Here is a 14,634-nt window from a genome sequence, read left to right as displayed (position 1 = left end):
GGAGAACAGCAAGTATGCTGGATGTGTATCCTGCTGCGCTGTATTCGACACAAAGCACGTAACGGACTGGCAGGATGAGTGGACCGCGCCGGAGCATCAAAACCGCGTTAAGCGTTGGAGCGCCAAGTGTCCTCGCTGTGGCAACGTCAGCGTCATCGGTAATGCGACGGGATTGTTGGATGATCAGGCATATTTGCCCGTTACGAACTAGATTCTGCAGAAGTAATCCTAGAGCGCAAGTGGACTGACTGCAGCTACCCATCCCACCTCGGACATCGCGCATACTTCGTCAGAGCAGAATCCACCCGAAAACGAAAGTGGGTGCAGGGGTTCAACCCCTGCCCGCCGGAGGCCAATTCAGCCTAAAAAGCTCAGGCCGCCGAAAACCCGGCCAGCCCGCGCCCATGCGCGTCCAGTTCGTTCACCCAGCGGGTGATCAGGGGGCGTTCGTCTTCGGCGATGAAGGGGTTCCAGCTGTCGAGGATCAGCACGGCGCGCAGTTCATCGGTGGGGTTGTGGGCTTCGTGTTCGATGGTGTCGTCGAAGGCGAAGGCCTGGCCTTCGATCCACGGCCGTGTGTCGTTGCCAACGCGGAACCAGCAGCCTTCGGGCACGATCAGCGGCAGGTGGATGATGCTGCGCACGTTGGTGGCGCCGGTGTGGGGCGGGATCACGGTGCGGGGTTTCAGCAGGGAGAAGAAGGCGGTTGGCCCGCGGCCGGGCAGATCGAACAGCGGCATGCGATCCAGCACGGCGGCGGTTTGCGGGCAGAGCGCGCACATGGCTTCGTCGCGCACGCCATGTTTCAGGAAGAAGCGCGCCGCCCAAGCATCGCTCTTGTTCAGGTCCTTCCACTGGTTGACCGGCACGCCAGGCGGATAATCCACATAGGGCGCAAAGCCTTCGCCGCCCGCCGCCAGCACCGCCTGCAATTCGGCGCGGATCGCCGGCGTCGCGGCTTCCAGTTCGGCCAGCCAGGGGAACAGATCGCGTTCGAAATACTGGATGGCCGGCAGATAGGGATAATGCAGCGCCAGCGGCTGGTGCACATAGATGCGGCGGCGGCCGAGCTGCGCTTCCATGGCGTGGCGCACACGGGTGGCCGATGCGGGGGAGGCGGCGCCCAATTCATCGGCCATCGCCGCATCCAGCCGCGCGGCCAGCGCGTCATTGGCCGCCTGCACCACGCCGGCGGCATGTTGCAAGCCCGCCGCAAAGCCCGGCCCGACCTGCTCCCGCGGATCAACCGCCGCCAGCAGCCGCTGATAATCCGACAGCGCCTCGGCCGCCCGGCCTTCATGCTCATGCAGCCGCCCGCGCGCCAGCAGGGCATGGGCCATGTAGGGATCAAGATCGAGCGCGGCATTCAACGCCACCAGCTGCGCCTTGGCATCGCCCGCCAGCGCGTGCGCATTGGCCAGATTATACTGCAGGATCGCCGCGCCGGGATCGGCCTTCACCGCCGCCGCAAACGCGATGACAGCCGCCTTTGCATCGCCTCGCTGCAACGCCTGCATGCCTTGGCTGTTGAGGGCGACGGGATCTTTGCTCATGCGGGTGGTGATAGCGCAGTGCGGGGCGAGAGACAGCAGAAAAAGGGGAGCCTCCGAGGGCACCCATCGAAACGGAGTTTCGATGGGACCCGCCGCGGGCAGGGTCGCAGACCCTGCACCCGATCGATTTTGCACCTTGTTTGCCAATAAGCGCTCGTCATGCTGGCGCAGGCCAGCATCCACGGTCGGGCAAGGACCTTTGACGCTGCCCATTTCGGCACGATGGATTCTGGCCTTCGCCGGCATAACAATGGTTTTTGAATGAGTGCCGCCCGAAAACGAAAGTGGGTGCAGGGCCTCAGGCCCTGCCCGCCGGAGGCCCATTAATTCTGCACTCAAGCCTTGTTCAAATTATACTTCATGATCCGCCCATGCCGGCCATCCCGGTCGCGTTCGAGGGCATAAACATCGCCTTGCGGGCCAGCGGACAAGACGGCGGCGATGGCCACGTGATCGGCGGCGGAGAGGCGCAAGCGCGCAATGGCCAGCGTATCGGCCAGGTGGCCGGCGTGGCGGGCGCCGATGATGACGGCGCTGACGCCGGGTTGATCGAGCACCCAGCGCGCGGCGACGGCGGAGAGGGGGACGGCGTGGGCTTGGGCGATGCGGTCGAGCACGGCCAGCAGCGCCTGGAACGCGTCCCACCCGCCACATTCATCGATGATCAGTCGATATTTGATCAGGCTGCGGTTGGTGAGGCTTTCGGCGGGATCGGGTTGGCCCAGCCAGCGGGCGGAGAGGAAGCCGCCGGCGAGCGCGCCGTAGCAGATCAGGCCGGTGTGGCTGGCCGCTGCGGTGGCCGTGAACGCACCGGCCGGGCGGCGATCAAGCAGCGAATATTGCACCTGGATGCTGGTGAGCGGCGCGCCGGCGGCGGCGAATTCGGCCAGGTGCGCCGCATCGAAATTGGTGCCGGCGAGGTGGGCGATCTTTCCCGCTTGCTGCAAATCCTTGAGATGCAACAAGGCTTCGACGCAGCGTGGTTGGGCATAATCCCACCAGTGGAACTGCACGAGATCGAGCCGCTCCATGCCAAGCCGGGCGCGACTACGATCGATGATGGCTTCGACATCGGCGCGGGTGATGGTGGGCAACAGGGTGAGGTCGGGCACGAATTTGGTGTGCACCTTCAGCCGGGCCAGTGCTTCGGCGCCGCGGGCGTGGCCAAGATGGCGGCGGAAATCGCCGATCATCTCCTCCACGCCGGTATAGATATCGGCGCAATCCAGCGTGGTGATGCCGGCATCGTAGAAGGCGAGGAAGCCCTCGTTCAAACTGTCGCGCTCGACCGGGCCATGATCGCCCGCAAGCTGCCAGCCGCCGCGGATCAACCGTGAGATTTCGTAGCCGGGGGCAAGTTCGATGCGCTCGACGCTCATGGTTTCACCGTTGCCGTGGTGTCGCCCCGGCGGAATATGCGCTTGTTCAGCCGAGTGATGCGCAGGCGCGACGGGCAATTGGGATCGGGGCAGGCGATTTCGGCGTCACTGTCCATCCAGTCGTTGGGATGGGTAACGCGTTGCTTGGCAGCGAGCAGCGGCAGCACGGCAGCCAGGCTGTAGATCGAAAAGCCCTGGCCCGGCGGCAGGAACAGCAATTCGCCGCGCAGTTCGAACCAGTCGCCCGGCTTGGCGTTGCACCACAGGGTCGCGCCGGGCGGGGCGATCACTTCGACCTTGAGATCATAGAGGGTGAATTCGTCATCCATGCCGGCGCTTTTGCACCAGATGCGCCAACGAAACCAGAGCGCTGGCCAGTGCAATGGCTTCGTGCCATCATGGGATCGGGTCGGCCTTTCTGGGGGAATATGATGCTGCGCCCTTTTACTGCCCTGATGATCGCCTGCGCACTGCCGGGCTGCGCCTATCACAGCCTGACCGTGCCGGAACCCAATCGCGGCGATCAATATCTGCACCCCGTCAACAGCAACGCCATTGCCTGGGGCGCCATCGAGGATCCGAAGAAGGCCGAGGCCTGCGTCGGCACCAACAGCATCAGCGATGTGCAGGTGCGCACGTCGTTGTTGCAATCGCTAGCCACCGTGCTCACGTTGGGCTTCTGGCAACCGTCCCACATCCGCTATCGCTGCGGCAAGCTGCCGACCGGCGAAGGCGAGATTCCGCAATAAGGGGGGACGCCGCATGGCCCGCATCCTGAAATTTGACGATCGCACATGGCATAATTGGCATTTCACCGAACGGGATGTGCCGATCGCCGGGCGATACGAACTGCACCGCGCCGTGACTGCCAGCCTGGCGGACATGAAGGCCAGCGCCAAGGCCGTGCAGGATCTTATCGGCAAGGCCTTTATCGAGCGGCGCCGGCTGCGCGCCCATGGTGCGACCTGGTCCTTTTCGGCGGCACCATCCGTGCCCGGCGGCTGGCCGTTGGCGACGGGCTATGCCAACCAGTTGTTTGCGCTGCCGCCCAGCCATGTCGATCCCGGTTTTACCGGGGACAAGAATGGGCTGGTGCTGTGCCAGACCGGGATTTCGGTGGCCGAGCTCAACATGTGGCTGGAACCGCGCGGGCGATCACTGGCCACCACCGGTGCGTCGAACGGGCAGACGTTCGTGGGGGCGATGAGCTGTTCCACCCATGGTTCCGCCATCGATCACGGCGCCATCCAGAGCCAGGTGCGCGCCATCCAGCTGATCCCGGGACCCGACCGCAACCTGTGGATCGAGCCGGCGAGCCGCCCAGTCACGGACGGCCGCCTGGCGGCGCAGCTGGACGCTACCGTGCTGCGCGATGATCGGCTGTTTGCTGCCGCGCTGGTGTCATTGGGGGCGCTGGGGGTGGTGCATGCCGTGTTGGTTGAAAGCGTGCCGCGCTTCCTGCTCGAAAGCCACCGCAAGCGCTTGCCGGCCGACCTGGCGCTGCTGAATGCGATGCGAAGCCTGGCGGATGCTGATTTCGCGGCATCCGATCTGCCGGGCGCAGTGGGTCGGCGGCCCTATTTCTTCCAGTCGGTAATCAATGACCAGATCGACAAGGGCTTTGCCTATGTCACCTGCGGCTATCGGCGCGACTGGGACGCCAGCCACAATCTGGATTACAGCATCCAGCCCAAGCGCAGCCCGGGCTATAATCTGGCAACGGTGGTCGCCAATCTGCTCGATGCCGCACCAGGGCTGACGCCGATCATCACCAAGGCGGTGCTGGCCGATCAATTGAGCCCCATCAACGGCCGGGTCGGCAGCTGGGGACAGAGTTTCAACTTCACCACGCCGCGCGCCGGCACCGCCGGAGCTTCGGTGGCGGCACCGGTTGACTCCGTCCACGACGTGCGGGCGATCTTCCAGGCCGCGCTGAAGAAGGTTGGCAAGGCGCCGGTCGCCTTCGCCTGCCGTTACGCCCGCAAATCGCCCGGCCATCTCGCTTTCATCCGCTGGCCGCAAAGCGTGATCACCGACATTGACGGGCTGGATAACCATGCCACGAGGCTGGTGATGGCCCAGGCCGTCACCGATCTGCGCGCGGCCGGAATTCCACATGCCGAACATTGGGGCAAGCTGAATCAGGCCACGGCCAGCAGCGTGCGCGATGCCTATGGGGACGATTTGGAACACTGGCGGGCAGCGCGGGTCGATCTGCTCGATCGGGAAGGCGAATATGTGTTTGGCAGCGATTGGCTTGACCGATTGGGGCTGACCAATCGCAACTTCTGAAGGGAAACGCGTGGTGAGCTACATCGACGGATATGTGATTGCAGTGCCCGCGGCCAACAAGGACAAGTTTGAAGCCCACGCGCGGCTCGGTGACGGTGTGTTCATCGGTCTGGGCGCGTTGCGCGTGATGGAATGCTGGGCCGATGAGGTGCCGGATGGCAAGCAAACCGATTTCCGCCGCGCGGTGGAGGCCGCGCCGGAGGAGGAGATTGTGTTTTCCTGGGTGGAGTGGCCCGACAAGGCGACCCGCGATGCGGCGTTTGAGACGATGAAGGGCTGGATGTCTGATCCGTCCGTATCGCTTCGGTGAGGGCCGCCTTGCCGGCTGAGGGATCGAGCGCTCTTTAGCGTGTCCTATAGGACGCGGGTAAGGACGTTGGATGGGCCAGGTGGCGGTGTTTTCGGGCGCGGAGCGGCGTCGACGGTGGAGCGACGATCAGAAGTTGGCGATCGTGTCGGAGGCGTTTTCGCCTGGCGCGTGTGTTGCCGAGGTTGCCCGTCGCCGGGACGTGTCGACGAGCCTGCTGTACGATTGGCGCCGCAAGTTCTTGGTCCCGGCCGATGATGGCTCCGAGCCGCTGATGGGCTTTGCCGAAGCGGTGGTGGTTGATGAGCAAGCTGCCGGTCTGGCAACCCCGGCACCGGCAGCGATCATCGATCTGCCACGCGGTCGGCGCGTGACCCTGTTCGCGTCCGCGACGCCGGCACTTGTGTCGGCCGTGCTGCGGGGTCTGCGATGATCCCCCCGGGCGCGCGCGTGTGGATCGCCATGGGCCACACCGATATGCGCAAGGGGATGCAAGGCCTGGCGCTGATCGTCCAGCAACTGCTCGGCCGTAACCCGTTTGGTGGCGATCTGTTCGTGTTCCGGGGCCGCGGCGGCTCGCTGGTCAAGATCATCTGGCACGACGGCATCGGCCTGTCGCTCTATGCCAAGCGGCTTGAGAAGGGCCGGTTCATCTGGCCATCGGCCAGCGATGGCGTGGTTGCATTGACCTCTGCGCAGTTGTCCTGCCTGCTCGAAGGCATCGACTGGCGCAACCCGCAACACAGCTGGCGACCACAGCGCGCGGGATAGTACCAGCGGATTGATCTGCTGGCATTTTTTGCTTCCATCGAGGCCGGTGATGTGATTCCATCTAGCCCATGGACGCCGCCGGATCCGCGCCCGTTATCGACGCCGTTGCCTTGCAGGCAGCGCTCGATGCCGCGGTCGCCGAGAACGCCCGGATCAACGCGATCAACGCCGATCTTGCAGCCCGCAACGCACTGCTGGAGCTCCAGATGGAGAAGATGCGGCGGGAGCGTTTTGGGCAGAGCGCCGAACGCGGCAAGCTCCTCGTCGACCAGATGGAGCTGCACTTCGAAGAGCTTGAAGCCAACGCCAGCGAAGATGAAGCCGTCGCTGCAGCGGCAGCCGCCAAGACCAGCGTTGCCGCCTTCGAACGCAAGCGGCCTGCCCGCAAGCCCCTGCCGGCCCACCTTCCCCGGGAACGTGTCGTGGTGCCAGCACCGTGCACCTGCCCGGCATGCGGCAGCGATCGCCTGTCCAAGCTGGGCGAGGATATCACCGAGACCCTCGAGGTGATCCCGCGCCAGTGGAAGGTCATCCAGACCGTGCGCGAGCGGTTCTCCTGCCGGGCCTGCGCGAAGATCACCCAACCGCCTGCGCCGTTCCACGTCACACCGCGTGGCATGTTTGGCCCGGCGTTCCTGGCCATGCTGCTGTTCGAGAAGTTCGGGCAGCATCAACCCCTGAACCGCCAGCGTGATCGCTATGCCCGCGAAGGCGTTGACCTGAGCCTGGTCACACTGGCCGATCAGGTTGGCGCCTGCTCAGCCGCATTGCTGCCGCTCTACAAGCTGATCGAGGCACATGTGCTGGCCGCCAGACGCCTGCACGCCGATGATACCACCGTGCCGGTGCTGGCCCGCGACAAGACCGATACCGGGCGATTATGGGCCTATGTTCGCGACGACCGACCGTTCGGCAGCCGAGCACCACCGGCGGTGATCTACCATTACTCGCGCAACCGGCGTGGCGAGCATCCCGTTGCCCATCTCACAGGCTGGTCCGGTCTGCTGCAGGCTGATGCCTACGGCGGCTACAACGGGCTGGTCGATCCAAAGCGCCAACCCGCACCGGTCACACGCGCCCTGTGCTGGGCGCACGCGCGGCGCTACTTCTTCAAGCTTGCCGACGCTGCCACCCAGCTCAAGCAACGCCGCAAGACCAAGGTCGTCGTGGCGCCCCTGGCCGTGGAAGCCGTTCGCCAGATCGATGCCATCTTTGCCATCGAACGTGCCATCACGGGCCAAAGCGCCGATGAACGTCTGGCCGTGCGCCGCGAGCAGGTCGCGCCCCTGGTAGCCGCGTTCCACGACTGGATGGTGGAGCATCGTGGCAAGCTCTCCCGCGCGTCCAATGTCGCCGCCGCCATGGATTACATGCTGAAGGACTGGGCCGGGTTTACCGCGTTCCTGGACGATGGCCACATATGCATGACGAACAATGCTGCAGAACGCGCCATGCGCGGCATCGCAATCGGCAGGAAGGCGTGGCTGTTCGCTGGCTCCGACCGCGGCGGGCAACGGGCCGCATTCATATTCAGCCTGATCGCCACGGCAAGGCTCAACGACATCGACGCCCAGGCCTGGCTCGCTGACGTCCTCGCCCGCATCGCCGATATCCCACAGCACCGGCTCAGCGAACTGCTGCCGTGGAACTGGAAAGCGCTGTGCCAGCAACTGCCAATCGCCGCCTGATCAGCGCCGGCTCGCTGCCGCCAAATCCAACACACCCGCGGCCCTCACCGAATGCGTACGGTTGACCTGACCCTCCCCTTCGAAATGGCTTTCACAAGCGTGATGTCGACCTTGTCACCATTGGCGGGGATCACCGTTTCCTGGACAAGTTTCAATCCAACACCAGGCGGTTTTTGACCCAGGCTCCCTGCGGAGTTTGAACCAGCTCGCGCTAATTAAATCAACGGCTTATGAACCTGAGACAGCAATCGGCCGGGGGGCAATCCTGCTTGGCGGGGGGTTTGCGGCATGCTATTGCAGCAGGGCGAAGGTCTTGCCGTGATTATACGGTCATGTGCATGAAATGGCTGGTTTCCATTGCATCCGGTGGGGGCTTGGTTACTGTACCGTGGGAAATTCAGAGGGGCGGTCATGACCGGTCTGGGGGGCAATCTGGAGTTCGGCGGGCTGCTTGCAGCATTGGCTGCGGTGCTGATCCCGGCCTTCGGCAGCGTTGGATCAGACACGGATTCGCTCGCGGCGGCGCGCGGTGCCAGCCGCTCGGTGCTCGTTGAACTGCGATCGATACTGGCAGGTGTGGCCGGGCAGGTGCGGGGGCTGCAATGAGGTTGGTTGGGATTTCTGTGCTGGCGCTGCTTGTTGCAGGGTGCGGTGGGGGGACCAGCCAGACCGGCAGCCCTGCAAGTGGCGGCTCGGTGGGGGGCGGCACGCCGACGCCGACCGCTCCGGCGAGTGTGTTTGCCCGGCCGGCGGCGGAAGCGCTGACGACCGCTGATGTGCAAGACGTGATCGCGCGAACCGTTGCCGAGGCGCAGGCGCGCGGGCTGCCGGTGGTGGTGGCCGTGGTCGATCGGGTGGGCAATGTGCTGGCGGTCTATCGGATGAACGGCGCGCGGGCGATGGCGCGGGCACGGCCTGGCGGCGCGGCGGGCAATCTGGATGTGCAGAATGTCGAGTTTCGGGCCGAGCTGGCGGCGATCGCCAAGGCGATTACCGGGGCCTATCTTTCCAGCAGCGGCAATGCGTTTTCGACACGAACGGCATCGATGATCGTGCAGGAGCATTTTCCGCCGAGCGCCAATACGCGCGGGCTGGAATCCGGGCCGCTGTTCGGGGTGCAGTTTTCCCAGTTGCCATGTTCTGATCTGAACACGCGCTTTGGCGTTGGGTCGCCCATGATCGGTCCGAAGCACTCGCCACTGGGGCTGGCGGCTGATGCCGGCGGCTTTCCACTCTACAAGAACGGCGTGGTGGTCGGCGGCGTCGGGGTGATGGGCGACGGCGACTATGGATTCGATACCGAAGTTGTCGACATCGACGTTGATGACGAGGAATTCATCGCCCTGGCCGGGACAACGGCATTTCCGGCTCCCGAGACGGTGCGCGCCGAGCGGATTTCGGTGGATGGTACGCTGCTGCGCTACAGCGATGCGAAGACCGATGGGCTGCGCGCCAACCCGTCGAGTGCGAGCACGGGGCTGCTGAGCACGGCGGGCGCGCTCGTGGCGGTGACAGGTTTTTCGCGCGGTGGGATTGTGGCCGGGACGCCCTATGGCGTTGAGGCGAGCGGGGTCCGGCCGGCGACGGCGGCGGAGTTCAACAATCCCGATGCCTATGTGCTGAGCGACGGGGCGGGCAACAACCGCTATCCGGTGCGCGCCGGCACCGACGGGGCGGAAGTGGCCAGCCCGCTGACGGCGGCCGAAGTGCGCGCCGTGCTGGAAGAAGCCTTCAAGATCATGAGCCGGTCACGCGCGCAGATCCGGCGGCCGCTGGACAGCCGAGGCGAGGTTTCGATTTCGGTGGTGGATACGCGCGGCGTGGCGCTGGGGCTGGTGCGCGCGCCCGATGCGCCGATTTTCGGCATCGATGTGAGCTTGCAGAAAGCGCGGACGTCGGCGTTCTTTTCTGGATCGCGCGTGGCCGCCGAACTGGGGGCGGTGACGACGGCGATTGGCAACCCTGATGCCAATGTGCGCGACTTCGTGAGCCGGCTATCGTCGTTCTTCGGGCCTGCGAATGGCGCCTTCGATGGGCGGTTTGCCGTTAGCAACCGGGCGGTGGGGCTGGTGGCGCGGCCGTATTTCCCCGATGGCGAAGTGGCACAGTCGCCGGGGCCGCTGAGCCGACCGATCAACTTTTTTTCGCCATTTTCAAACGGGTTGCAATCGGCGCTGATCGTGCAGAATCTTGCCGCAGGGCTGGCCAACATCACCCTGCAGCGTTGCACATTCCTGCCCAACCATCCCGGCGGATCGAACCGGCTGGCCAATGGCTTGCAGATCTTCCCAGGCGCCGTGCCGATTTATCGGGGCAACACGCTGGTTGGTGCCATCGGGGTTTCCGGTGACGGTATCGACCAGGATGACATGGTGAGCTTTCTGGGCGTGAACAATGCCGGGCTGCGGGTGGGGGGCATCGGCCTGCCGCCGGCGAGCATCAGGTCCGATCAGATCGCGGTGCCTGTGCCGGGTGGCAACAGCGTGCGGTTGCGGTTTGTCGGGTGCCCGTTTGCGCCATTTGTCGATACGGCTGAGCAGAATGTCTGTCAGGCGCTCTAGGGTCTGCGCCTGCTGATCTGATCGGCGCGATCTGACCAAAGCCTCGCAAAAGCTATGGAACGCCGATTGCTGTCGCGCCGGCGAGCCGGCCCTGCGCCTGCGCCTGGGCGGCCATACCGCTGGCGGTATAGATCTCGCTCGCAGCGCGGTGCAGATCGGTGGTGCGCCAGGGGGATGCGAGGACCGTTTCGATCATGGCGCGCGCTTGGCTGATTTGGCCGCTGCCCAGCAAGGCGCGAGCGAGCGCAATCTTGGCTTCACCAAAGGGGCGGGCCTGATGATTTTTCTGCGCCAGTTGCAGCGCACATGGCCAGTCTTTCTTGGCGATGCAGTGATCGATGGCGTGGCCATAGGTGGCTTCCGGGAACTGCTTGAGGCGGCGTGCCCAGATGGCGGATGACTGGGCATAGAGGCGCGCTGCGGTGGCTGTTTCGCCCTTGGCAGCGGCGATGCCGGCCAAGGCATCGATGAATTCCGGATGGCCCGTGCGGCGGATGATGTCGCGATAGAGCGCTTCAGCCTCGGTCTTCTTGCCTTGCAGGGTGAGGACCTCGGCGATGTGTTCCTGGAACAGCCAGCGGCCGGGGAAAAGCCTGTCGGCGCTGCGGAAATGTTCCATTGCTTCGTTCAGTTTACCGCGATCGAGTTGAACGATGCCGCGCTGGAGTGCGAAATAGGCGCGGGTTTGCGGCGATGGAGAGCGGTAGGCCTTTTCCGCCTGGTCGAACCAGGCCAGCGCGCGATCCGGGTCGCCCGTTCGGGCGGCATGGATGGCGCGGCGGAAGCTGGCGGCGTTTGGCACAAGGGCATCGGCCTGGTCGTAGTGCGCCAAGGCCTGGCTATACTGGCCGCGGTAGAAGGCGATGTCACCGCGCATGGCCGCGATTTCGGCACGCTCCCCGCGATCGGGCGGGACCACATAGCGATCGATCGCGTCCAGCTGTTGTTCGGCGCCGGCGAGGCGATGCATGGTGAATTCAAGACTGGCGCGCACCATATGCGGGCCGCTGCCGGTTACGGCGACCTTGAAGGCATCGTCCAGCGCGCGTTCGGCGGCCGCGTAATCATCGTAAGAGCCTGAAAGTTGGGCCTTTGCCAGATACTCGCTGGCGAGAATTTCGTGCATCAGCCATTGATCGGGCGCGCTGGCGGCCGCGGCGCTGGCGTTGGCAACGGCGATTTCGGCGCGCGCCATGGCCACGTCATAGGAGCGTGGCAGGCCATCCGTTGAATAAGGCGTGTCGGGCCAAATGCGCGGGGTTGGGCCATCTGGCGCGGCCGTCAGCCGATTGATCGTCCAGATGGCTGCGATGGCCAGCAAGGCCACCAGCAGCCACCGCAGCAGAAACAATCGGCGCGCTGGCGGTCTTGAGGCCACAGCCATGGTTGTGGCTAGTTCGGCGTGGCGCAGATGGTCAGGCCCAGCCTGCCGAAATCATCGGCCAGGGCGTTGGTCAGGATGGTCAACGTGTTCGCGATTTCAGGGACCCATTTCGCGGTGGCGTCGATGGCCGGCGTGTCGTCATTATAACCGTTCTTGCTGGGATTGCCCGATATGAGAGCGGTGGAAACGCCCGGCATGGCGGCGCGATCAACGCGAACATAGGCTGATGCTGGATCGGTACGGAACTGGAAATTGCTGCCGGCGCCATTCGCGGTCGGCGGGTTGCCCAGCGGCGGCGCCAGGAACGGGAAGCTGTCTGAGAGCGGCTGATCGACCCCATTGGGGTTGACCGGCAGATTGGCGAAAACGGTTGCCGGATGCCGGCGCAAATCGAGGAAAATCACGGCCAGCGTGATGTCGATGACCGGATCGAGATAGCGGCGGCCGTTGGGGAAGCCGGCGGGCTGCGTGAGATCGAGCCGGACCAGATCGGGCACCACCAGATCAGCCACACTGCGGCCGGGCACCGCCGTTTGGGAGAGGCAGCGCGAGACGTTGAAGCTGGTTGGTGTGGGGGTGGGCGGGGGCACCGGCATGGGTGCTGGCGTGGGGCTGACGGCGACGGGTTCTGGTGCCTTGTCACCGCAACTGGCCAACACGAAGGCGAGCGCCAATGTGGACGCCAATTTGAGCGCGGGGGCTGTGCGGATCATGACGGTCACGGCCTTATCCGCGCGGACGAGGACCAGACATCAAGCGGCGTACCGCGATCGATGAGCTGGCGGGGGATGGAGAGGATGACGAAGGTGGAGTTGAGCTTGGCAAACCGGTCGCGCTGGTTGTTGAATGACAAATTGCCGGTGGCCCGGGAGTCCCGCAGGCCCTGGGGATCGAAGAAGAAGGGATCATCGAAGACGCCGGCACGAACGACGATGCCGTTGCTGGTGGTCAGGTTCCGCTCCACCGGCCCCTCGATGGAGACGCCGCCCGGGAGATTGCGGACCTGAATGCCGGGATTTGGACCATCGCGGCCGAAGCGAATCTCGATGGGGAATTCGACATCGGTGCGCGGGAACACATTGGACACGTTGATCGTGTAGAGCACATCGGGATCATAGAAGCCGGGAAGGTTGGTGGCTGATGGGCCGCCGAAGCCGATGGCAAGATAGACGTTCTGGGCATCGTGGAAGGCATAGAGATCGGCGATATCGGCGGCGACATCGAAGCCAACGGTATTGGTGTCGGAACCTGTTCGGGCGGGCGGATCAAAGTGATCGGCAGCGACAAGGGCGCGGCCGCCGCCGAATGCAACCAATGCTATGACGACAGCGCCGATTAATGATTTTTTGAGCCATCGAGCTTGGTACATGTCAGACCCCAGGTTTGACCATTCTGTCTTACAGGCTCAAGGTTGTATCAACTGGGGTGCCGTCGGTCTAGGCCGTGGACTCATGAATTGCTGGGTCCCCGACGCAGGATTCTTTCGGGTTATTTTGTTCGCTAGCAAGGAGTTAGAAGGGCGCGATGTCTGAACATCGCAACTGACGACACGACGCCGCCAGCGGGCAACAGCGCCCCAAGGGGCTCTGGTGCCGCCAAGTGGTCGCCCGAAGAGGCGATTCAGCGGCCCCGTGCCCGCTCGCCGGGCGGCGAAAGGGAAAACGGGGAAGCTTGCCCTTGAGCCTGGTTCGCGGCGGACTTCTGCCGCCACAAATTCTTCATTCGTCCCGCCAACCCGCGTTTCCTGGTCTGGCGTGTGCCGCCGGCAACAGGCGGCGCCTTGCTGCGCTACGCAGGTGACAGGCGAAGCTCGGGAAGGCTGCGTCCCCGCAGCTCTGCATTGAAGCGCGCGAGCTCCTCGCCGGCAATCAGCTGCAGCCGGGTCCGCACGGACTGCCATTGCCGGTCCAGGTCTGCCTTGCGCTGCAACCGGCTTGCGGTTGGGCGTCCCTCGGCGCTCCCGGCGCCGTAGCCGCCGTCGCCGACCAGCGTGCCGTAGAGCGTGTCGTAGTGTGCACTCAGACCGGCGGGCACGCCGATCTGGCCCGCGACGGGCAATGGCGCGATCGACGCTTCCACCGCGCGCAGTGCGGTGGCGAGCGCTGTGGCGGCACTGGTGCTGGCTGCAGGGGAGGCGGTGACGGCGCGCTGCATGGCGCGCACGTCGGCCAGCGCGCGGTTCAGTGTGGTAATCGTATCGCGAACCGCTGTGGCCACGGCATATTGGGCATCATAATCGGCTTGGCGGATGGCGGGCGCGCGCGGGTTGCCGGTGACCATCAGTGGACGCGTCTCCACTTGCGACAGCGCGGTCAGCCGGACGGTGTAGCGCCCTGGCGGCACCTTCACGCCCTTCTCGGCGCGCTCGTCGCCATCATCCGATTTCGCGCCGATCGGCCCTTCGGCGCGCAGGTCCCACACGACACGGTGGAACCCGGGCTTCGTGGCCAAAAGATCAGGCGCTTTGCTGCCGGCGCGGAAACGGCGCAGCACGGTGCCGCGCGCATCCAGGATTTCGATCGTCGCATCCGGCGCATCGGCTGCGAGCCTGTAGTGGATCAGTGCCCCGTGCGGCAGATTGTCGGGCAGTTGCAGATCAACCTCCTGCAGGGGCAGGCCCCCAACGCCGCGGGCAGCAGCGCGCGGCGCATAGAGCCGCGCGGCGCGCGGGGCGGCATCGGCGGCCAGTTCGCGCAATG

General features: G+C 64.8%; 14 protein-coding genes and 1 pseudogene. 8 read left to right on the top strand and 7 right to left on the bottom strand.

Going from position 1 to position 14,634, the window contains the following annotated elements:
* Positions 1 to 371 precede the first annotated feature (371 nt).
* The 3 genes from RT662_RS14985 to RT662_RS14975 all read right to left on the bottom strand — a co-directional run bounded on the left by RT662_RS14985 (position 372) and on the right by RT662_RS14975 (position 3,261).
* Positions 372 to 1,553 (bottom strand): aspartyl/asparaginyl beta-hydroxylase domain-containing protein, encoded by a 1,182-nt coding sequence (locus RT662_RS14985; protein WP_313671490.1) that lies wholly within the window; start codon positions 1,551 to 1,553, stop codon positions 372 to 374.
* Positions 1,554 to 1,888: 335 nt separating this feature from the next.
* The gene (locus RT662_RS14980) at positions 1,889 to 2,932 is read right to left on the bottom strand and encodes an aldo/keto reductase (protein WP_313671489.1); all 1,044 of its coding nucleotides are present in this window, start codon (positions 2,930 to 2,932) and stop codon (positions 1,889 to 1,891) included.
* Positions 2,929 to 3,261, bottom strand: coding sequence for a TIGR04076 family protein (locus RT662_RS14975; RefSeq protein ID WP_313671488.1), 333 nt, complete (start codon positions 3,259 to 3,261; stop codon positions 2,929 to 2,931). Before RT662_RS14975 ends, RT662_RS14980 begins: the two co-directional genes overlap by 4 nt.
* A 102-nt stretch (positions 3,262 to 3,363) precedes the next feature.
* On the opposite strand from RT662_RS14975, the gene RT662_RS14970 reads away from it, so the two are divergent.
* The 8 genes and pseudogenes from RT662_RS14970 (at position 3,364) to RT662_RS14935 (ending at position 10,551) form a co-directional block, all read left to right on the top strand.
* Complete coding sequence (locus RT662_RS14970) at positions 3,364 to 3,681, top strand: hypothetical protein (protein ID WP_313671487.1); 318 nt, start codon at positions 3,364 to 3,366, stop codon at positions 3,679 to 3,681.
* Between the two features lie 13 nt (positions 3,682 to 3,694).
* Complete coding sequence (locus tag RT662_RS14965) at positions 3,695 to 5,224, top strand: hypothetical protein (protein ID WP_313671486.1); 1,530 nt, start codon at positions 3,695 to 3,697, stop codon at positions 5,222 to 5,224.
* 13 nt (positions 5,225 to 5,237) lie between these two features.
* Positions 5,238 to 5,516: pseudogene (locus RT662_RS14960) on the top strand (DUF1428 domain-containing protein); the annotation flags it as partial.
* An 88-nt stretch (positions 5,517 to 5,604) separates the two neighbouring features.
* Positions 5,605 to 5,964 carry an IS66-like element accessory protein TnpA gene (tnpA, locus tag RT662_RS14955; RefSeq protein ID WP_313671485.1) on the top strand — a complete coding sequence of 120 codons (360 nt, stop codon included), beginning with the start codon at positions 5,605 to 5,607 and terminating at the stop codon, positions 5,962 to 5,964.
* 17 nt (positions 5,965 to 5,981) lie between these two features.
* Positions 5,982 to 6,302 carry an IS66 family insertion sequence element accessory protein TnpB gene (gene tnpB / locus RT662_RS14950; RefSeq protein WP_409530177.1) on the top strand — a complete coding sequence of 107 codons (321 nt, stop codon included), beginning with the start codon at positions 5,982 to 5,984 and terminating at the stop codon, positions 6,300 to 6,302.
* A gap of 68 nt (positions 6,303 to 6,370) precedes the next feature.
* Entirely contained in the window at positions 6,371 to 7,990 is a 1,620-nt protein-coding gene (tnpC, locus tag RT662_RS14945) for an IS66 family transposase (RefSeq protein WP_313671483.1), read from the top strand.
* 411 nt (positions 7,991 to 8,401) lie between these two features.
* Positions 8,402 to 8,596: a hypothetical protein gene (locus RT662_RS14940; RefSeq protein ID WP_313671482.1), complete on the top strand. Its 195-nt coding sequence runs from the start codon at positions 8,402 to 8,404 to the stop codon at positions 8,594 to 8,596.
* Entirely contained in the window at positions 8,593 to 10,551 is a 1,959-nt protein-coding gene (locus RT662_RS14935) for a heme-binding protein (RefSeq protein WP_313671481.1), read from the top strand. The genes RT662_RS14940 and RT662_RS14935 overlap by 4 nt, the downstream gene beginning before the upstream one ends.
* Positions 10,552 to 10,603: 52 nt before the next feature.
* Here the strand turns inward: RT662_RS14935 and RT662_RS14930 are convergent, their stop codons facing one another.
* The 4 genes from RT662_RS14930 to RT662_RS14915 form a co-directional block, all read right to left on the bottom strand.
* Positions 10,604 to 11,902 (bottom strand): tetratricopeptide repeat protein, encoded by a 1,299-nt coding sequence (locus RT662_RS14930; RefSeq protein ID WP_313671480.1) that lies wholly within the window; start codon positions 11,900 to 11,902, stop codon positions 10,604 to 10,606.
* A 41-nt stretch (positions 11,903 to 11,943) separates the two neighbouring features.
* A complete protein-coding gene (locus RT662_RS14925; RefSeq protein ID WP_313671479.1) occupies positions 11,944 to 12,648 on the bottom strand; it encodes a DUF4331 family protein in 705 nt (234 codons plus the stop codon).
* Positions 12,649 to 12,653: 5 nt separating this feature from the next.
* Positions 12,654 to 13,250 carry a hypothetical protein gene (locus tag RT662_RS14920; protein ID WP_313671478.1) on the bottom strand — a complete coding sequence of 199 codons (597 nt, stop codon included), beginning with the start codon at positions 13,248 to 13,250 and terminating at the stop codon, positions 12,654 to 12,656.
* A gap of 473 nt (positions 13,251 to 13,723) precedes the next feature.
* The coding region (locus RT662_RS14915) for a hypothetical protein (RefSeq protein ID WP_313671477.1) at positions 13,724 to 14,634 on the bottom strand (911 nt) is incomplete at its 5' end.

The sequence above is a fragment of the Sandarakinorhabdus sp. genome, assembly GCF_032115815.1.
GTDB lineage: Bacteria > Pseudomonadota > Alphaproteobacteria > Sphingomonadales > Sphingomonadaceae > Sandarakinorhabdus.
The sequence above is the reverse complement of the archived record's forward strand: the minus strand, read 5'-3'. Positions and strand labels throughout refer to the sequence as shown.